The sequence below is a fragment of the Pseudanabaena sp. FACHB-2040 genome, assembly GCF_014696715.1.
Taxonomy (GTDB): Bacteria; Cyanobacteriota; Cyanobacteriia; order Phormidesmidales; family Phormidesmidaceae; genus JACVSF01.
In genome coordinates, this window is record NZ_JACJQO010000012.1 from 170,619 (window position 1) to 188,053 (window position 17,435).

A 17,435-nucleotide genomic window follows, 5' to 3' on the forward strand; every position below is an offset into this window, starting at 1 on the left:
GGGATAAAAACCACTGTAATGACCGTGACCACAGCAACCCTACTTCTCAGCTACCAGCGATTCTTGGGAAAACTCACTAGCAACCTGTGCCCTGTCGGGTGCCAGTATAGTACTGACTGTGCTGGCGTCAGAATCGGGGGAATCTTGATTGGCTTGCCGCACTGACCGCACCGATCGTACTGACAGCAATACTTCTTTAATGACGACTGCAGTGGGTACGGCGACAACCACACCTAGCAGCCCGCCAACTCTTGCTCCAGTCAAGATGGCGATGAAAACCCAGAATGGGTTGAGCCCGGTCACGCTGCCTAAGACGCGGGGGGCCACCCCGTTTTCTACCAGCTGCTGAACAATGACGGCAGCGATTACTACCTGTACGGCAATACTGATGTCTCGCAGGGCCACTAGAAAAGTTACGAGAGCAATGCCGACGGTTCCACCAAAGGGCACTAAGGCAATTAGGCCAATCGTGAGGCCAAACAGCAGGCCAAAGGGAACCTTTAAGATCAGGAAAATAGCGGTCAGGGACAGGCCCATGCAGGTTGCAACAATGAGCTGGCCCAAAAAGTAGTTTCGGAAGCTGCGGCTGAGGGTTTTGGAAAAGGGAATCTGCAGACGGGTGGGCAGCCAGCCGACCAGGCTCTCCCAAACTTCATCTCCGTGCTGCAGCAGGTAAAAGGTCAAGATGATGGTCAGCAGTACGTCAAACAGCTTGCCCGCTGTGAAAACAGCGACTCCCAACGTCAGGTTGAGCGCTTCTCCCGCCAGGTTTTGAATCTGGATTTTAAGCCGGTCGTTGGCCTGAGAAATGACGACATCTAAATTAAAGGGCAAGCCCAGCTGATCGATCCGGCTGTCTAGCATGAGGAGCTGGTTTTTGCCGGAGTCAAACCATTCCGGTAGTCGGGCTACTAGCTGCTGAGCCTGGGTAATCACCAGCGGCAGCACGGTCACTCCAAGGGTGAGAAACGCAAACAGCGCTACCAGAGAAACTAAAATAGCGGCCTGTCCCCGCTTGAGCCCGGCTCTTTCTAGCCAGCTCATGGGATAGTTCAGCAGGAAGGCTAACAGGGCAGCGACCAACAGCGTCACTAAGATGGATCGAAAGTAGCTGAAGATGGTCGAAACTGCCCACACGTTGAGTAGCACCAGGGGGGCTGCCAAAGCCACCATGAGAAATTTTGACAAGGAGCTGAGGCTTTCCCACCAGAGGGTAAGCCTGTTTTTTGATGTCGCTTCTCCGGCTTGTGTCATGGAATTGAGCAATTTTTAAGACTACCTCTCCGGCTCTCGCTGGCGCTGCTTCTCATTGTGGCGTAAGTTCAGGGAACCGGTAGGGGCACACCCGCGAGCTGCTTTCTCTAAAAATGATGGGTCAGGCTTTTCTCAACAATGGTCGCTCTACTGCGTCGTATCGCTCTCATCCAAGCTAACTTGCCTCCGATCTGGTTTCATGTTCCCAGAGAAAGAAAAAACCTTCAAGTCAGGATTGGCAGGGAGCTTTATCTCTCTGTAGCTATTTGAAATTCCTGCAATTGCTCAATCAGGTGATCGAAGAAGGGAGCTTGCTGGATTGCCTGCTGAGGAGACAGCCGCACTAGGCTATGACGCTTAAGCGCTACCAAAGCTGCCACCATTGCATCAAGGGGTACCTCTAGCCGGTAGTAGAGCTGGCGCAGTCGGGCAAGACCATGAGCGTTGGTGTAGGGGCTCTGACCGATGACTATGCCATAGGTAATGCAGCGGAGAAAGTGCCACAGATCTCGCCAACATGCGATCGCACGTGCTTCAGGATATAGCCCACCGCCGGGTTCAGTGATGTCGGGAAAGTGGGCCAGCAAATCTGTGCGTGCTGCATTCACAATGTCGTCTGCCTGCTCTCGGAGGACGTTTAAGGCTTCGGCCAAAGCTAAGTCTTGCTGAAGGCGTGCCAGGGGCAGCAGGTCTGTCTGTTCCAGAAATCGGCCTTCTCGATCGGCTTGATAGAGGACAGCCTGCATATCCAGAGGCGCTAGTTCGATATCAACTAACTGGGTGCGAACTTCAAATTCGTGGTCGGCCACAGTTGCTTTATTCGCCATACTGCTAAGGCTCCTGGCTTTGACGACCTAAGGGCAGGAATATACATCTGACCCTCATCTCAAATCATAACCGGAGACAGATTGCAGCTCGAAATTAAGTATAATTACTTAGCCTTTGCTTCTGAGCTTTTGAGAATTTCCTTCCTACGGCTAACCCCTTAACCCTTTCGGGTTATTGCGATCTACGGGCGTCTCTACTAGGATTAAGAAAATTAACAAAATCCCTAGTAGGGATTGACTTTTGGGAAACTTTAATCTCTACCTAAGGTTGGGACTGAGCTATGCCGTTTTCAGTGGATACCGCCCGTTTACTGGCTGAATCTTTAGTGGAGTCGTTTTTCAGGGATTCGGAGGGCGACTGGCAGTCTGAGCGGCGCTACTACACCCTAAAGAGCGGGGAGACTCAAGAAGTCGTTAGCCAAATCCAAATTAAGTTCTTGCCTGCAGGCCACGAGGAACTGATCCATCTAGCTCAGCTGCATGAGTTGCGCCCTGAAGAAGCCTTAGTTTCTGGTGCCAGAGTGACATGGGAAAGTGACTACGTCGGCACTAGTAAAAAGCCTGTCGAGGGCAGCACTATCTTCGGCGTGCGTGGTTCAACGCTGTTTCGAGATCGGGGTTTTGCTACCTCCAAGCCCGTTACCGCCCACTTCTTTTTCCGTGATCCTAGGACGATGTTTCTCCGCACTGAGTATCAGGGATCTTCTTTTGAAGAGGAGATCAAGCTGATTGGCAAGCAGTATCGTACGCGCCAAACTGTGATTTCTCGTGCGGGTGAGGAAATTATGATTGGGCAGTATTTGGAGAAACGACTTTAGGAAAAGGCAGATCGGGAGGGCGCAGAGGGCTGCGCCCTCAACTTGACATTGAACTTAGCACTGATAACTGCCTCAAAATCCTTAAACCCGTAAAATAAGGAACGATCCCCGACGTATGTTGCTTGGTCGTTCCTCATGACCCATTCGACTGATGTGCTGACTTTGGCTCGCTGGATGGCTGCTGACTTTAGTAACCAACAGCAAGCTTTTGACAACCCTCCCCTGTTCGCCCATATCCGGGTGTGTATGCGGCCGCTGCCGCCAGATTTGCTTTCTGGCACGAGTTTTTATTTGGAGCAGGCTTACGATTTTCAGCTCAACCGGCCTTACCGGGCTCGGGTGATGAAGCTTATTCCTCAAGACGACTACATCCTGATTGAGAACTACACGTTAAAGGATGAAGAGTCGTTCTATGGGGCTTCCCGAGATTTAGGAAAACTGGCTGAACTAAGCAGCGATCGCATTGAAAAAATGGGTGGCTGCAATATGATCGTTCGCTGGGCGGACGGTCGCTTTAAGGGCAGTGTAGAGCCAGGTAAGGCCTGTATGGTTGTGCGCCAGGGCAAGACTACTTACCTAGACAGTGAGTTTGAAATTGATGCCAGTAAGTTTATTAGCTGGGACCGGGGCCGCGATCCTGAAACAGATGAGCACGTTTGGGGTTCAATGGCAGGCCCGTTCCACTTCCAGCGGCGGGCCAGCTTTGAAGGTGAGGTCGTTACCTCTTAGCATTGCTGCTTAGGCAGAGTCCGGTTTTTTAAGGATTGCAACAGAGAGGATGAGTTGGCACCTTTATGAGAAAGGATTTAAGCAAGGTATTCGATTATTAAGAGGTCAGTACTTTGATGAACACCCTTTTACTCGCTGCTTCAACGATTCCTAACACCGTTAGCTGGAGCCCCAAGATCGCTATTGTCATGATCGTGGCGAACGTGCTTGCGATCGCAATTGGCAAATACACTATGAAAAACCCGGGTGCAGGCCCAGCTCTGCCCGGCTCTGCGTTTTTTGGTGGCATGGGCTGGCCCGCTCTGCTAGCGACCACTAGCTTCGGCCACATTCTCGGTTTAGGCACCATCTTGGGCTTGGCTAACGCAGGCGTTCTTTAACCCTACTCCTGCCTGTACAGCAAAATTCTCCATAATATTTCTTTGTAAAAGCAAAAGCCCTCCTAATCGGAGGGCTTTTTATTAGGGCACAGGCAATAGATTGCTAGAGGTGGAGCCAGCCAAACCAGGACAATACGACTGCGATCGCAGTTAGCCCCAATAAGCTAGCTAGGGCATAGGTCAGAGCTGCCCCCACTTTACGGACTGGTTCAGGCGGCAGCCAAAGCGTGCCATCATCCACCACCCGATCGGCCGAAAAGTCGTACCCCAATGCCGATAGCGTGCTCAGGTGCTCCTGGTCATAGCGGGGCATCCGCTCAAAAGGCAACTCCCCCTTAACCCGTTGAGGCAGCACCCGGCGGCGCTGGTAAGGTACTGTATTCTCCCCAAAATTGCTTAGATACTCTTCGCTGTTAAGCAAGTCATCAACAAAACCATAAAGCCCCTTGGTCGCCAGAATAATAGACCAGGCAATCTTTTCTCGCTCATCATAGACATTGCGGCCTAAAAGGCGCTGTACGCAAAGTTCAACAAAGCGATAATTGTTGTTGACCTCAAAATTCCAAGTGCGGAAAGCACCCGAGGTCGCCAGCCCTCGAATAAAATCCCTGACAGTAATTTGCCCTGACCTCAGTTGAGATTCCAGCAAAATCTGACGATTGCTTTTCAGCATCTGCTGTTCGTGAAAAACCTGACGGTAAGCGGCTGAAATCAAATCATCTGTGTCTAAAGCCGATAACACGCTATCAGCCGTATAGATTCTGGGGTGCTCATCACCTGGAACTTCAAAACCCTGAACCCGTTGATTTTGACTATTGGGAAAATAGTTTAGTAAAGGAAGAGCCACTGCTTAATAACCTCCGTTCACTTTATAAATCATTGTTAACGAGACTGAAACTTAGCAAATGCCAAGTTTTTAAGGCTCTAAGAGGCAGTCTGAGAAGTGTCAAAGCCCGTTTGAGTTCTCCCCTAATACCATTAGAAAGAGGGAGAGAAATTCCTTTAAGAAGGGAAAATTGCGGCAGCTCATTATTTAGAAACTGAGCTGAAACAAACTTTCTAAAGCCCCCTAAGAAACCTCAACCGACTCTGCTTTAGACTAGGAGATTAGGGGATCAGGCTTTATTAATTCGACAGGGATAGTAACATTCAGTCACGTTTCTTTAAACTGCAAGAAGCATTGTTATTGACCCGATAGAGACTCTTCTATCGATTAGAGAAGGCGACGTTATGTATTGCTTCAACCACGTCTTTTTCTCTAGCTATTCTCTTTGGGCAAGGCTCTTAAAAGCACACGAACTGCAGTTGGCATTGCCAACTGCAGTTCGCTTCCAGCTTATATTTCAAGTTATTTCAAGTTGTCTAGGGTCTACCAGCCAAAGGCTGAGAATGCTTCCTCAGGGGCATCTACCGACCCTGATTCTGCCTTATCGGCAACGCGAGACTCAGCACAAAAAGACGCCGTGCTGAGACCACCAAAGCGCTTCACAACACTGGTTCGCAGGCGCAGGTCGGGGTTGGCAAACCAAAACCGCTCTACCGAGCTCATGGTTTCGTACTCAGTGATCAGCACTAGGCCCTCGTCCTCATCAATCTCATAGCTGCCAATGACAGGAACGATTTCGGCATAACCCCGTTCCCGTAATAGCTGGCCTGAGCGAGGGTTATCGGCATTGGGGACAAGGGCAAAGACGGTTGTGCCCTCATGGTTCTCATCGTCTTTATCCCAAGCCATAGAGCCTTGCCATTTAACAAAGGCACCCCCTACAGCCAGGGCGGGCTCGACGCTGTGCAGCTTACAGATTTCAACCACGCTGGGATGGTCTGCATCTAGCGCTTCTACAGAAATAGTAGACCCCCCCAACTCAGCTCGTCTGAAAGGCAGGTGATGAGTGGTTCGCTGAGATTGCCATTGACCCGCACTGAGGCGGAAAAAATCCATTACATCCATTGACTCTGCTGGGGTAAATCTGTTCAGTGTTGCAGTTCGTTTCAGGTTATAAAGCTGATGATAAATCATCCTGACTCAGTAGAGCAGCCTCTCAGAAACCCACTCCAGTAGACACAAGCCCTTTCAAGACAAGGCTTTCAATCCTCTGAAGGCCTTTAAGAGACAACAACAAACAGTTTTTTGCCCCTACCAACTGGGTCGATGTTGAGCTTTGTTAAGCGATTCTGTAGAAGTACAGGCTTAAAAAAGGAGCGGAAAAGTTCTTGAAACGCCAAGATACCCTCCCTTTGAAGGGGGCAAGCTGCGTTTTAGCCTTAACAACTTGTAAAAGATAAATACGCTACAGCAGTGTATAAAAAATCTGTGAGGGTTTGGATGACAAGCGAAAGCTAGTCCAGGCAATGCTTCCAGGATCTGCTGCGGAGTGTATCCCAGATGTTTCCTTATGTCTCACAACTTCCCTCAAGATTGCTAAGGCTGTTGTATTAAGCTTCCTGAAGCAATTTTGAAGAAGTGTTAAAAAAATGAGAGATGTCTACTGCCTGTCTTTTAAGATTCTCTCTATAGACCGATGACGCAGCTTCTTGCTGATAACGGTCATAGAACCAGAATCATCAAACTCAGCGACAAAAAATTTAGGAGATTGAGTCGATGTTTGACGCATACACCAAGGTAGTTTCCCAGGCTGACGCACGAGGCGACTATCTGTCCTCCGATCAGCTGGATGCTCTAGGTCGTGTTGTTAGCGACGGTCAGAAGCGGATCGACGCTGTTAACCGCATGACCGGCAACGCCTCCAAGATCGTTGCTGATGCTGCCCGGGCTCTGTTTGCTGAGCAGCCCCAACTGATTGCTCCTGGTGGCAATGCTTACACCAACCGTCGTATGGCTGCTTGCCTACGCGACATGGAAATCATCCTGCGCTACGTCACCTACGCTACCTTCGCTGGCGATGCTAGCGTTCTCAACGATCGCTGCTTGAACGGCCTGCGTGAAACCTACGCTGCTCTAGGCACTCCCGGCGCTTCTGTTGCTGCTGGCGTTGAGAAGATGAAGGCTGCTGCTCTTGCCATCGTCAACGATCCTGCTAACATCACCCAGGGCGACTGCAGCTCTCTGGTTTCTGAAATCAGCAGCTACTTTGACCTGGCTGCTGCTGCTGTTGCCTAGGTTCACCTGATTTGAACCTCACTGGCGCTTGTTCAAATCAAGCGCAATCCTCTGACTGTTCATTCATTCGCTGTGAAGACACTTTAGGAGAACCTATTCATGAAAACCCCTCTAACCGAAGCGGTCGCTGCTGCTGATTCCCAAGGTCGTTTCCTCAGCTCTTCTGAGCTGCAGGTTGCTTTCGGTCGTCTGCGTCAAGCTCAATCTGGTCTAGAAGCTGCTAAAGCGCTAACCAGCAAGGCTGACTCTCTCGTCAGCGGCGCAGCTCAGGCTGTGTACAACAAGTTCCCCTACACCACCCAAATGCAAGGTGCTAACTACGCATTTGATCAGCGTGGTAAGGACAAGTGCTCTCGTGACATCGGCTACTACCTGCGCATGGTGACCTACTGCTGCGTAGCAGGTGGTACCGGCCCCATGGATGAGTACCTGGTTGCTGGTCTCGATGAGATCAACAGCACCTTTGAACTGTCTCCCAGCTGGTACGTTGAAGCTCTGAAGTACATCAAGGGCAACCACGGTCTGTCTGGTGATGCAGCTACCGAAGCTAACTCCTACATCGACTACGCCATCAACGCTCTAAGCTAGTTGTTGGCTCTGCCCGGAAGGGCAAACAGTTGTTAGCGACTTGTTAGCAGTTGTTTGCCTGACCGGGCATTGTTGTATCTGTAAATGCCGCAAGGAGATTTTCAGATGGCAGTTACAACTGCGGCGGCACGCTTAGGTGTGTCCCCTCTTGAAGAGTCGATGCGGGTAGAGCTGCGCCCCAACTGGAACCGAGATGATGCAGAGGCAGTAATCTATGCTGCTTACCGCCAAGTCTTTGGCAACCAGTACATTATGGCCAGCGAGCGTTACACCAGTGCTGAATCTTTGCTACGGCAGGGAGAGATTTCAGTACGTGATTTTGTTCGGGCGCTGGCGCTCTCTGAGCTGTACCGGGAGAAGTTCTTTTCTTCTAGTCCGCAAAATCGCTTTATTGAACTGAATTTTAAGCACCTGCTAGGTCGCGCACCCTACGACCAAGACGAAATTGCTTTTCACACTGACCTGTATATCAACCACGGATACGCGGCGGAAATTAATTCCTACCTTGATTCGGCTGAGTACCGCGACAATTTTGGGGACGGCATCGTACCCTACTATCGTGGATATCTAACTCAGGCCAATCAAAAGACCGTAGGATTCACCCGGTTCTTTCAACTGTACCGGGGGTATGGGACGAGCGATCGCACTCAACGTAGTGGTGTTCGCGCCCGTCTCACCCGAGAGCTCGCCAAAAACTCTTCTTCCCCCGTAGGCAAAGTTAACATAGGTCAGACCCTGGTGGGAACCTCCGGGGGTAGTCGTGAAAAGCTTTACCGGGTTCGAGTAGTTCAGGCTGCAGCGCCAGGTCGTTTGCCGACCGTACGCCGCAGTTCCTCCGAATTCTTGGTGCCCTATGAGCAGCTTTCTAGAAAGCTGCAGCAGATCAATAGCAGGGGTGGTCGGGTTACAAGTATTGATCCCGCCTAACGCCCAAGCCAATCCATAGTGAGTATCTCTTGTGAGTACCTTAGGGGACTGACAGCCCGAACGAGGCTGTTTTATTGCCCGTTCTCCTTCAAATGAAGTGCTGCTGTCTACTCCCTACAGGCTGCATTTGCTATCAGTAAATGCGTTCAGAGACTCACATTTCATCTTTTTGTAGGAGGACTTTCAACGTGCCTATTACGGTAGCTGCATCTCGCCTTGGGACTGCTGCATTTAGCGAAACCTCCCCTGTAGAGCTTCGTGCTAACTGGACGCCGGAAGATGCCGCAGTGGTAATTCAGGCTGTCTATCGCCAGCTTTTGGGGAACGACTACTTAATGAAGTCTGAGCGCCTAACCAGTGCTGAGTCTTTGCTCAAGAACGGCTACATCACCGTACGCGAGTTTGTGCGGGCAGTGGCTAAGTCTGAACTGTATAAGACGAAGTTCTTTTACGGCAATTTCCAGACCCGAGTAATTGAGCTGCATACGAAGCATCTGCTGGGCCGTGCGCCCTATGATGAGTCTGAGGTTGTCTTCCACCTTGATCTCTATGAGACCAAAGGCTACGACGCCGATGTAGACTCATTTGTCGACAGCGAAGAGTACCAAGCCAACTTTGGCGACAACGTCGTACCGTATTACCGGAGCTTTGTCTATCAGGCTGGGCAGCGGTCTGTGGGCTTTACCCGGATGTTCCAGCTATATCGGGGCTATGCTACCAGCGATCGTTCTCAGGCTGCTGGTAAGCCGTCTCGGTTGGCGGGAGAACTGGGTCGCAACGCCTCATCTGCTGTTATCAACCCATCCAATTCTGGTGGTGGCTGGTCGGCTAACAAGAAGAGCGTGCCTAACAAGGCTTTGGGCGGCTCAACTCCCTACGGTCAAGGCGCAGGTCGGGTTTATCGCATTGAGGTTTCTGGTGCGAATCTGCCCCGCTATCCCAAAGTTCGCCAAATCAACACCTCCTATCTAGTGCCCTACGAAAAGCTGTCTGCCAAGCTGCAGCAGATTAATAAAATGGGTGGAAGAGTGACTAACATTACACTTGCTAGTCTCTAGCTTCTTTTAAGGTAGGTATTAAGAGGTGGAGTGATAGAGCCAGTATTTGCTGAAGCTAATCACTCCACCTTTGCAACGATTGCTGTGGTTGTTCATTTTTCGAGAGTTAGGAGACTTTTTTGATGCTTGCTCAAAATGCCTTTGGTAGCACCACCACTTCTCCCTCCGGCGGCCGGGTCTTTCTCTATGAAGTGTCTGGACTGCGCCAAAATGAGGGAACTGATAATAACGCCTATCCTGTTCGCAATAGCGGTAGTGTCTTCATTAAGGTTCCCTACAGCCGAATGAATGAGGAAATGCAGCGCATCACCCGCATGGGCGGCAAGATTGTCAGCATTACCCCGCTCTCTGAAAATGGTGCAGGCGCTTAAGAGTCTTGACAATGGCGCTGGAATTTCAACAGCTAGTCAATGCCCAGGGAGAATCTCTCACTGTTGAGCAGGCGATCGCAAATCTTCGTCAGACTGCCGATCCTAGCCTGCGCTACTACGCAGCCTGGTGGTTGGGGCGGTTTCGCGTTAAGGAACCGGCTGCGATCGCAGCTCTAGTAACAGCTTTAGACGACGAAACCGATCGGGCCCCTGACGGGGGCTATCCGCTGCGGCGCAATGCGGCTCGGGCTCTGGGTAAGCTGGGCGATCGCACAGCTTACCCAGCGCTGATGGGCTGCCTTGATTGTGCTGACTACTATGTGCGGGAAGCGGCGATTCAGGCTTTGGAAATGCTGGGAGGTGATGCCTGCATTCCGGCTCTACGCGCCATGCTGGCCGGAGGGGTAGACGCGGCGACTCAAGTTACGGGAAAACCCCACTTGGTACAGCCCTATAACGCCATTTTGGAAGCGCTGGGTAGTTTGGGGGCGCGGGCGGCAGTTGAGGAGATTGCCCCTTTCCTGAACCACCCGGTGCCCCAGGTGCAAAATGCAGCCGCTCGGGCTATGTATCAGCTAACCGGCGATGCGGCTTATTGCGATTGGCTGGTGCAGGTGCTGCAGGGGCCTAACCTGCAGCTGCGCCGCTCGGCCATGATGGATTTGGGGGCTGTGGGGTATTTGCCAGCGGCGGGTGCGATCGCAACCACCCCGGCCGAAAATAGCCTCAAGCTGATCGCCCTGCAGGGTTTGTTAGAGCATCACCTGCAGGCAATGGACTTTCCGGCCAATCCGCTCTCTTCAGATGCTCGTCAGGTGATGGCTCTGATGGACGACCTGCTGTGACCTCAAGTAAAACCGTGACCTACACAATGGCGTCTCCCTCTGCCGAACTCGCCGTTCTCATCAAGGCGGTTGAAACGGCTGATTCTAAAGCCGGAATTGTGCAGGCAGTGCGGGCTCTGTCTGCCGCCAACCATCCCGAGGCCGTACCCACGCTGATTGAGGTGTTGGGCTATAACAATCCCGGTGCTGCCGTAGCGGCTACGGAGGGTCTAGTCAGTTTGGGAGCAGTGGCGGTACCGGCGCTGCTAGAGCAGCTCGACGGCCACAACTACGGAGCCCGCGCTTGGGCAATTCGAGCCTTAGCCCTGATCCAAGACCCCCGTGCCTTGAACGTTTTGGTTGAAACGGCTCGGGGCGATTTTGCCCTCAGCGTGCGTCGGGCTGCCGCTAAGGGGCTAGGCACCCTAAACTGGTCCAAGTTGCCTAAAGCGGCGGTTGAAGCTGCTCAAGCCGAAGCCCTCACGACCTTAATTGAGACGCTTGCTGATCCTGAATGGGTCGTGCGCTACGCTGCAGTTGTTGGGCTACAGGCGTTGGCCCTGGCTTCCGCTAGTGCCGCCGATCGCATTGGGGCTGCTCTCGAAACGGCTGTAGAGCAAGATCTTGTCCTGGCCGTGCAGGCGCGAGCTCAAATGGCTCTAGATAACCTTAACGAAAATTGTTCTACGGGGATGGAGACGCAGGAGTAGGAGATTCGGCAGGCGGTAGCTCATGAGTCACTTCCTCTAGCCGACTTACCTGGAAAATGAGCTTGAAAGGGCGGCCCATTTCCCGACCGACAAACTCTTCTAGCAATCCTACCTGCGTAGGCGTTAACGGCTCACTGGCATAGACAATCAGCAGTACCTCAGGTGGGCTTCTGAGCCAATCGGTTTCCATGCTAACCAGCCGCAGGCGCTGAAACGTCACAGTCTTATTTAGCAGCGCCTGCCGTAAACTGGTCTCCAGACGGTTCTGCCGCAGCAAAGTGAAGGAGCTGTAGCCCAGCGGCACCATTAGCAGGCTGGTCAAAATTAGCGTTAGCCCCAGGGGACGACGGGCCCGGTGAAAAGGAGAGTAGCCCCCCAGCATAAAGGCCACCATACAGGCCAAGGTAATGCCGAAGAGGTTTGTCATATAGAGCAGCAGGGCTCCCAGGCTCAGCCGCCAGTTGCCCTGAGCTACCCATAGTCCCACCACGCAGATAGGCGGCATCAGCGCGACCGCAATGGCGGTTCCGGCTAGAGTCGTTGAGATTTTGGGTTCAACCTTGGCAAAACCTGCGATCGCACCGGCAGTCAGCGCAATGCCCAAGTCGAGCAGGGTTGGCTGAGTGCGAGCCAGCACTTCGCTGCCATACTGGGCAACGCTTGTAGCCAGTCCTATGAGGGCAGAAATAAGTACCGGCAGAGCTGACCCGACTATGACTGAGAGTAGCCCAGAGCGGATCAGTCGCCGATCAGCTTCGAGAATACCAAAGGCAACGCTGCGAATCGGCAGCATCAACGGGGCAATGATCATAGCCCCAATAATGACAGCAACACTATTTGCTAACAGCCCAAGCGTTGCAATGATGCAGGACCCGACAACTAAGATCAGAAAATTCTGCTCTAGAGCGGACTCTTCTAGCAGGCTGTTCCGCATCTGCTGAAGGGTCTCCTGGGACACTCGCCGCTCCGAAGAAAAATACTTTTGGTGCAGTTCAGACAGTTTCTTCCACGGCATGGCCTCTCTCCGGAACTCTGCCTAAGCTTGGGTGCAATCGGCTAAATATTGAGCAATTTGAGTAGAGCCCCCCGGTTCTCCAACCCGCTCTTTACCGTTTTTGAGGCACTGAGCCGGGTAGTGCGGATCGTTGAGTATGGATATTACCTTATCGGCTGCTTCTGTAATTAACTCTGGCGTTGCCGAGCGCCTGCCGACGGTGACAACAGATGGCCCCAACAGCCGCATTTGGGCTTCGGCAAAGGGGTAGGTAAACTGAGGGCCTAGCCCAATGATCTGCACGACGGGCTTGCCTAGACCCACTGCCTGCTCCACTGCTGTACCGGCCATGCCAATGGCCAAACTGCACTGCTGGAGAATGTCTGCAAAGGCATCGCGGTGACAAAATACATGGGTTTCGCCTTTGACCAGATGGCCAGCCTGCTCCAAAGACCAACCCTGTTGATGAGCCAAATTTTGCAGGTGGTCATCGGTAATACTGGGCACTAGCGCTGCCTGAAATTGGGCTGCCTGCCTTTGAGCTATGGCCTCACAGAGCTGCAGCTGCAGCCCTAGGTTGTGCAGGGCTTCTGGCAAGCGGCTGCCCGGAAGTAGGGCAATCATGGGCTGCTCTGGCACCCGCTTTAGGTCTTTGCCCGTAGGTTTTAGTACGTCCATGATGGGGTAGCCAGCAAAGACGGTCTTAGAGAGCCCCCGCCGCTGCAGGTCTTGGGCGGTAAAGGCGTCGCGGGTGAAGATTTGGCGGCAGCGGTGCGATCGCAGCGCCATCATCGCCAGCATCGGCACTACCGCCCGACCCTCGTAATAGCTAGAGGTGGAGACTAGAAACGCCATAAACGGCTTTCCAGTAATGTAGGCAAAGAGAATTGGCACAATATCGCCGGTGGCAAACAGCAGATCACAGCGCTGGCTATAGCCGCGCACTGCCTGAATCTGCCGCCAGGTTAACCCGACCAGCCCCGCAGACAAGTCCCGCAGAAAGTTTAGCGGGTTGGTGTCTCTAGCCCAGTTCATTGGGTTGAGCAAGCGACCTACCACAATATAGTTGAAACCGCCTGAGGGCAATTTTTGCGTGGGGCCAACGATGGGCACTTCTAGTTTCCGGTAAGCATTGCCCTCCCCCACGATGGGCATAGCGGCTGTTTCAACGTCAGGAGCGATCTCTCTCAGGGCCTGCAGCACCAAGCTGGCATTGAGATCCTCTCCATGTCCATTGCTTAAGAAAAGAATGCGCTTGCTCATGAACCTGCAATTTAAAGACTGCCTACTTCTCTAGGCGAACAACATACCACTGCATCTGCTCACCAGGGCGAAGCTCAAAGTCACAAGCGGTATCGCGCAAATGGGTGGCCTGTTCTTCTAGGGTCTGAAATTTCTGCAGGTCGCGCGGCAGGTCGCTTTGGCGGTCTTGGAGCAAAGCTGTGAGCCGATCTAGCAGCTCCTCAGGGGTCAGGAAAACCTCTTCCTCACCGGGCACCAACACGACATACATCTCTTCATCAAACATCAAAGCATCTGGCATAGCGTTCCTAGAGAGCGGCAGCTGGCGCTGAGTATCAGCCCCTTTGCCCCCATGCTAAACGGTTTGGCTGCTCGGTTTTCGGCAGCATTTCTCCCGAAATTTTTATGTTTCCCTAACGAAGTTCTACTTTCCTAAGTGGATCCAGTGATAAGATAGCTATATCATTCACCCAAAATCCGACCGATTTACCGGTCTTTAAGGATTTGTTCATCGCCACCTCATAAGACGATGAATGTACTCCCCGTGAATGCTTGCGGTTGCTCAAATTGCGATCGCCCAAATTAATTGTCGCCCAAAACTGACTGGAATCCTGTTCATGGTTCAGACCCCTATCAAGCCAGCTCCTCAAGACTCCGGCGCAAATCCACAAAAGCGCTCTAAGGTAGAGGCTCTCAAAGAGCGGAGCAACTTTCTGCGAGAACCGCTCGCCACCGAACTGCTGGAAGACACCACCCATTTTTCTGAAGATGCGATTCAGATTCTCAAATTTCACGGGTCTTACCAGCAAGACGACCGGGACAACCGCGTTAAAGGGGCTGAAAAAGACTATCAGATGATGCTCCGCACCCGTAATCCGGGTGGCTTTATTCCTCCTGAGCTGTATCTAACCCTCGATAAGCTCTCCGATGAATACGGGAATCACACGCTGCGGGCCACGACCCGTCAGGGCTTTCAGCTCCATGGCGTGCTCAAGAAGAACCTAAAGGCAACAATTGCTGCCATTGTGCAAAACCTGGGTTCAACCCTCGGAGCCTGCGGCGACATTAACCGCAACGTAATGGCTCCGCCAGCGCCCTTCAAAAATCGACCTGAGTATACCCTGGCTCAAGAATACGCCGACAACATTGGCGATCTGCTGCGCCCCCAGACCGAAGCCTATTACGAGATCTGGCTGGATGGGGAAAAATTCCTCTCCGTAGAGGAGCACCCCGATGTGGTGGCAGCCCGCCAGCACAACACCAATGGCACTAATATCGAAGGTAACCTGGAGCCAATCTACGGCACCCACTACATGCCCCGCAAGTTCAAGATTGCGGTGACAGTGCCGGGAGACAACTCGGTTGACGCCTATACCCAAGATGTGACCCTGGTTGTAATGACCAACGATCAGGGTGAGCTGCAAGGCTTTAATATTTTGGCTGGAGGCGGTTTGGGCCGCACCCACAACAAAGAAGAAACCTTTGCTCGAACTGCCGATGAGATCGGCTACGTTGATAAGGCCGACGTTTACGATGTGATGAAAGCTATCGTAGCGACTCAGCGGGACTACGGCGATCGCTATAACCGTCGTCATGCTCGGATGAAGTATCTGATCCATGACTGGGGCGTAGATCGCTTCCGGCAACAGGTGGAGCAGTACCTAGGTAAACCGCTGCAGCCGTATCAGTCCCTGCCTGAGTGGACTTTTTACGACTACCTGGGTTGGCATGAGCAGGGCGACGGCAAGCTGTTTGTCGGGGTGCAGATCGACAATGGTCGGGTCTATGACAATGGCTCCCTCAAGCTGAAGACGGCTCTGCGAGAGATCATTGAGCGCTTTAATCTGCCCATGCGGGTCACGCCTAACCAGAGCGTGCTGCTGTACGAGATTGATCCCCAAGACAAAGCCGCTATTCAAGAAATCTTGAGCCGCAACGGCATCAAGGCTGAGACGGAAATCGATCCGTTAGTGCGCTTTGCCATGGCCTGTCCGGCGCTGCCGACTTGCGGCTTGGCTATCACCGAGTCAGAGCGGATCATTCCCAGTATCCTAGAGCGGCTCCGCACGCTGCTGACTAAGCTCGGTCTAGAAAATGAACACTTTGTAGTGCGGATGACGGGCTGCCCCAATGGCTGCGCCCGTCCCTATATGGCGGAACTGGGCTTTGTGGGCAGTGCTTTGAAGTCTTACCAGGTCTGGCTAGGGGGTTCTCCCAACCAGACTCGGCTGGCGCAGCCCTTCATTGAGCGACTTCATGAGGATGACATTGAGAGCAAGCTAGAGCCGATCTTTGTGCTTTTCCGCGAGGAGCGCCAGTCGGAAGAAAGCTTTGGCGACTTTTGCGATCGCATCGGCTTCGAGGCCCTTCGCCAGTTCAGCGAAAACTACGTGCCGGTGCAGGATGCGGTCAAGCTAGCCAAGGAAAACCGCCATCGCATCAGCATCTCCAACGATGTCTACACCATCCTTAAAGGGGCCTCCGACCGGGAAGGGCGGCCCATGTCCCAGATCACGGCAGATGCGATCGCGCTTTATCTTAGTCAGCAGGCGCAGTCAGACCTGTAGACCTCGCTAACAGCCCAAAACGACAACGGGAGCCTGATTTCAGACTCCCGTTTCTATGTATCTTGTCTAGAGAAGATTGAGCTACCAAAGAATTGATCTCGGAGTGAGTCAACTAGGCAGCACTCGTCCCATTGGTGTGGTGGATCCGGTCAGGCAATACCCACAGTAGAGCTGGGCAGACCACCACCGTCATTGCTGTTACAACAGCAATAATTTGCAGACCTTCAATCATTGCGCTATTCATCATGTTCGCCTCTAAGTAAATGTCTACGGTTGAGGCGCGTTCCTTGAGGATGACTCCCTACTTCCGTCCTGCTTCAACCCATATTTAAGAAGGACTGTTCATAAGCAAGATGAACGATTTATCCTTTATCTGTATCTATTGTTACATTTTTTGAGAGAATTGACCACTTAATTTACAGTCTTTCATACAATTTCAGATGCTCAAAACACCCACGGAATAAGCTTTTTCACCCGTTGGCGGTAATCACTATAGTGTGGGTAGCGCTCCATCAGCCAAGATTCTTCCAAGCTGGCTTTGGCATTGAGGACAAGGAAAAGTGCGATCGCACCCCCCAGATGAGTCAGACTGAAGTGCCACAGAGCATAGCCCAACGCGCCTAGAATCAGCCCACTGTAGAGGCTGTGGCGCACTAGGCCATACACCCCAGTTTGCACCAGTTCCCCAGACTCTCTGGGGTAAGGCAGCGGCGTTAGATTTTTGCCCAAATCGACCAGCCCCTTAGCCAAAAAGAGCGTAGCTACACCCACGAGCAGTACAGCTATCCCACGAGCGCTGTTGATGGCCGCCGCGGGAATCTGCTCTAAAGCCGCAGGCTGATAGCGCGGCAGCCCAAAAAATCCCATCAGTAGGATGATCTGGGCCAGCAGCCAGTACTCTCCCCGCTGCCCCTTCCAGCTATCTCGCGTAAATCCCCAATCTGTAAATAAGCTCATAGTCTAACGACGTTCTTTTCAGCTTATTTTAGGGCTTCTGCTGATAGGGGTACCCTCCTGCGGCCTTT

20 protein-coding genes and 1 riboswitch are annotated in these 17,435 nt (G+C 52.4%); of the genes, 11 read left to right on the forward strand and 9 right to left on the reverse strand.

Annotated features, from left to right (window positions below; all coding sequences use genetic code 11):
* Positions 1-39: 39 nt before the first annotated feature.
* Both H6G13_RS15495 and H6G13_RS15500 read right to left on the reverse strand, forming a co-directional pair.
* Entirely contained in the window at positions 40-1,254 is a 1,215-nt protein-coding gene (locus H6G13_RS15495; RefSeq protein WP_190484237.1) for an AI-2E family transporter, read from the reverse strand.
* A gap of 248 nt (positions 1,255-1,502) precedes the next feature.
* On the reverse strand, positions 1,503-2,081 hold the full coding sequence (locus H6G13_RS15500) for a phycobilisome protein (RefSeq protein ID WP_190484240.1): 579 nt from the start codon (positions 2,079-2,081) through the stop codon (positions 1,503-1,505).
* A gap of 281 nt (positions 2,082-2,362) precedes the next feature.
* Here H6G13_RS15500 and H6G13_RS15505 point away from each other — a divergent pair, with 281 nt between their 5' ends.
* The 3 genes from H6G13_RS15505 to psaK all read left to right on the forward strand — a co-directional run bounded on the left by H6G13_RS15505 (position 2,363) and on the right by psaK (position 4,008).
* The gene (locus H6G13_RS15505) at positions 2,363-2,899 is read left to right on the forward strand and encodes a phycobiliprotein lyase (RefSeq protein WP_190484243.1); all 537 of its coding nucleotides are present in this window, start codon (positions 2,363-2,365) and stop codon (positions 2,897-2,899) included.
* 135 nt (positions 2,900-3,034) lie between these two features.
* Positions 3,035-3,628: a chromophore lyase CpcT/CpeT gene (locus tag H6G13_RS15510; protein WP_190484246.1), complete on the forward strand. Its 594-nt coding sequence runs from the start codon at positions 3,035-3,037 to the stop codon at positions 3,626-3,628.
* A 113-nt stretch (positions 3,629-3,741) separates the two neighbouring features.
* Positions 3,742-4,008 (forward strand): photosystem I reaction center subunit PsaK, encoded by a 267-nt coding sequence (gene psaK / locus H6G13_RS15515; RefSeq protein WP_190484248.1) that lies wholly within the window; start codon positions 3,742-3,744, stop codon positions 4,006-4,008.
* Between the two features lie 103 nt (positions 4,009-4,111).
* Here the strand turns inward: psaK and H6G13_RS15520 are convergent, their stop codons facing one another.
* Together H6G13_RS15520 and H6G13_RS15525 are read right to left on the reverse strand one after the other, a co-directional pair.
* Positions 4,112-4,855: a phycobilisome rod-core linker polypeptide gene (locus tag H6G13_RS15520; RefSeq protein ID WP_190484250.1), complete on the reverse strand. Its 744-nt coding sequence runs from the start codon at positions 4,853-4,855 to the stop codon at positions 4,112-4,114.
* A 522-nt stretch (positions 4,856-5,377) separates the two neighbouring features.
* Positions 5,378-5,959 carry a phycobiliprotein lyase gene (locus H6G13_RS15525; RefSeq protein WP_190484253.1) on the reverse strand — a complete coding sequence of 194 codons (582 nt, stop codon included), beginning with the start codon at positions 5,957-5,959 and terminating at the stop codon, positions 5,378-5,380.
* Positions 5,960-6,610: 651 nt separating this feature from the next.
* On the opposite strand from H6G13_RS15525, the gene H6G13_RS15530 reads away from it, so the two are divergent.
* The 7 genes from H6G13_RS15530 to H6G13_RS15560 all read left to right on the forward strand — a co-directional run bounded on the left by H6G13_RS15530 (position 6,611) and on the right by H6G13_RS15560 (position 11,607).
* On the forward strand, positions 6,611-7,129 hold the full coding sequence (locus H6G13_RS15530; RefSeq protein ID WP_190484256.1) for a phycocyanin subunit beta: 519 nt from the start codon (positions 6,611-6,613) through the stop codon (positions 7,127-7,129).
* Between the two features lie 99 nt (positions 7,130-7,228).
* The gene (cpcA, locus tag H6G13_RS15535) at positions 7,229-7,717 is read left to right on the forward strand and encodes a phycocyanin subunit alpha (RefSeq protein ID WP_190484259.1); all 489 of its coding nucleotides are present in this window, start codon (positions 7,229-7,231) and stop codon (positions 7,715-7,717) included.
* Positions 7,718-7,822: 105 nt separating this feature from the next.
* Positions 7,823-8,644, forward strand: a complete 822-nt coding sequence (locus tag H6G13_RS15540; RefSeq protein ID WP_190484263.1) for a phycobilisome linker polypeptide — start codon at positions 7,823-7,825, stop codon at positions 8,642-8,644.
* Between the two features lie 188 nt (positions 8,645-8,832).
* On the forward strand, positions 8,833-9,702 hold the full coding sequence (locus H6G13_RS15545; protein WP_190484265.1) for a phycobilisome rod-core linker polypeptide: 870 nt from the start codon (positions 8,833-8,835) through the stop codon (positions 9,700-9,702).
* Positions 9,703-9,824: 122 nt separating this feature from the next.
* Positions 9,825-10,073, forward strand: a complete 249-nt coding sequence (locus tag H6G13_RS15550) for a phycobilisome linker polypeptide (RefSeq protein WP_190484267.1) — start codon at positions 9,825-9,827, stop codon at positions 10,071-10,073.
* A gap of 11 nt (positions 10,074-10,084) precedes the next feature.
* Positions 10,085-10,918, forward strand: a complete 834-nt coding sequence (locus tag H6G13_RS15555) for a HEAT repeat domain-containing protein (protein ID WP_190484269.1) — start codon at positions 10,085-10,087, stop codon at positions 10,916-10,918.
* 26 nt (positions 10,919-10,944) lie between these two features.
* Positions 10,945-11,607 carry a HEAT repeat domain-containing protein gene (locus tag H6G13_RS15560; RefSeq protein WP_190484378.1) on the forward strand — a complete coding sequence of 221 codons (663 nt, stop codon included), beginning with the start codon at positions 10,945-10,947 and terminating at the stop codon, positions 11,605-11,607.
* On the opposite strand, the gene H6G13_RS15565 is transcribed toward H6G13_RS15560, so the two are convergent.
* The 3 genes from H6G13_RS15565 to H6G13_RS15575 are packed head-to-tail and all read right to left on the reverse strand — an operon-like array spanning position 11,582 to position 14,144.
* Positions 11,582-12,622, reverse strand: coding sequence for a DUF389 domain-containing protein (locus H6G13_RS15565; RefSeq protein WP_190484272.1), 1,041 nt, complete (start codon positions 12,620-12,622; stop codon positions 11,582-11,584). The two genes, H6G13_RS15560 and H6G13_RS15565, sit on opposite strands and share 26 nt — an antisense overlap.
* Before the next feature lie 21 nt (positions 12,623-12,643).
* Complete coding sequence (locus H6G13_RS15570; protein WP_190484275.1) at positions 12,644-13,864, reverse strand: lipid-A-disaccharide synthase-related protein; 1,221 nt, start codon at positions 13,862-13,864, stop codon at positions 12,644-12,646.
* Between the two features lie 22 nt (positions 13,865-13,886).
* On the reverse strand, positions 13,887-14,144 hold the full coding sequence (locus H6G13_RS15575; RefSeq protein WP_190484276.1) for a chlororespiratory reduction protein 7: 258 nt from the start codon (positions 14,142-14,144) through the stop codon (positions 13,887-13,889).
* A gap of 316 nt (positions 14,145-14,460) precedes the next feature.
* Here H6G13_RS15575 and sir point away from each other — a divergent pair, with 316 nt between their 5' ends.
* Complete coding sequence (gene sir, locus H6G13_RS15580; protein WP_190484278.1) at positions 14,461-16,410, forward strand: sulfite reductase, ferredoxin dependent; 1,950 nt, start codon at positions 14,461-14,463, stop codon at positions 16,408-16,410.
* 112 nt (positions 16,411-16,522) lie between these two features.
* Here the strand turns inward: sir and H6G13_RS29175 are convergent, their stop codons facing one another.
* Together H6G13_RS29175 and H6G13_RS15585 are read right to left on the reverse strand one after the other, a co-directional pair.
* The gene (locus tag H6G13_RS29175; RefSeq protein WP_277882516.1) at positions 16,523-16,657 is read right to left on the reverse strand and encodes a hypothetical protein; all 135 of its coding nucleotides are present in this window, start codon (positions 16,655-16,657) and stop codon (positions 16,523-16,525) included.
* A gap of 30 nt (positions 16,658-16,687) precedes the next feature.
* Positions 16,688-16,772, reverse strand: a riboswitch (Glutamine riboswitch).
* Positions 16,773-16,854: 82 nt separating this feature from the next.
* Positions 16,855-17,367: an isoprenylcysteine carboxylmethyltransferase family protein gene (locus H6G13_RS15585; protein ID WP_190484281.1), complete on the reverse strand. Its 513-nt coding sequence runs from the start codon at positions 17,365-17,367 to the stop codon at positions 16,855-16,857.
* Positions 17,368-17,435: the final 68 nt, after the last annotated feature.

Coding starts and splice junctions, on each gene's coding strand:
- H6G13_RS15495 (WP_190484237.1), bottom strand. CDS start 1,254: ATGACACAAGCCGGAGAAGCGACATCAAAAAACAGGCTTACCCTCTGG.
- H6G13_RS15500 (WP_190484240.1), bottom strand. CDS start 2,081: ATGGCGAATAAAGCAACTGTGGCCGACCACGAATTTGAAGTTCGCACC.
- H6G13_RS15505 (WP_190484243.1), top strand. CDS start 2,363: ATGCCGTTTTCAGTGGATACCGCCCGTTTACTGGCTGAATCTTTAGTG.
- H6G13_RS15510 (WP_190484246.1), top strand. CDS start 3,035: ATGACCCATTCGACTGATGTGCTGACTTTGGCTCGCTGGATGGCTGCT.
- H6G13_RS15525 (WP_190484253.1), bottom strand. CDS start 5,959: ATGGATGTAATGGATTTTTTCCGCCTCAGTGCGGGTCAATGGCAATCT.
- H6G13_RS15530 (WP_190484256.1), top strand. CDS start 6,611: ATGTTTGACGCATACACCAAGGTAGTTTCCCAGGCTGACGCACGAGGC.
- cpcA (WP_190484259.1), top strand. CDS start 7,229: ATGAAAACCCCTCTAACCGAAGCGGTCGCTGCTGCTGATTCCCAAGGT.
- H6G13_RS15540 (WP_190484263.1), top strand. CDS start 7,823: ATGGCAGTTACAACTGCGGCGGCACGCTTAGGTGTGTCCCCTCTTGAA.
- H6G13_RS15550 (WP_190484267.1), top strand. CDS start 9,825: ATGCTTGCTCAAAATGCCTTTGGTAGCACCACCACTTCTCCCTCCGGC.
- H6G13_RS15555 (WP_190484269.1), top strand. CDS start 10,085: ATGGCGCTGGAATTTCAACAGCTAGTCAATGCCCAGGGAGAATCTCTC.
- H6G13_RS15560 (WP_190484378.1), top strand. CDS start 10,945: ATGGCGTCTCCCTCTGCCGAACTCGCCGTTCTCATCAAGGCGGTTGAA.
- H6G13_RS15565 (WP_190484272.1), bottom strand. CDS start 12,622: ATGCCGTGGAAGAAACTGTCTGAACTGCACCAAAAGTATTTTTCTTCG.
- H6G13_RS15570 (WP_190484275.1), bottom strand. CDS start 13,864: ATGAGCAAGCGCATTCTTTTCTTAAGCAATGGACATGGAGAGGATCTC.
- H6G13_RS15575 (WP_190484276.1), bottom strand. CDS start 14,144: ATGCCAGATGCTTTGATGTTTGATGAAGAGATGTATGTCGTGTTGGTG.
- sir (WP_190484278.1), top strand. CDS start 14,461: ATGGTTCAGACCCCTATCAAGCCAGCTCCTCAAGACTCCGGCGCAAAT.
- H6G13_RS29175 (WP_277882516.1), bottom strand. CDS start 16,657: ATGATGAATAGCGCAATGATTGAAGGTCTGCAAATTATTGCTGTTGTA.
- H6G13_RS15585 (WP_190484281.1), bottom strand. CDS start 17,367: ATGAGCTTATTTACAGATTGGGGATTTACGCGAGATAGCTGGAAGGGG.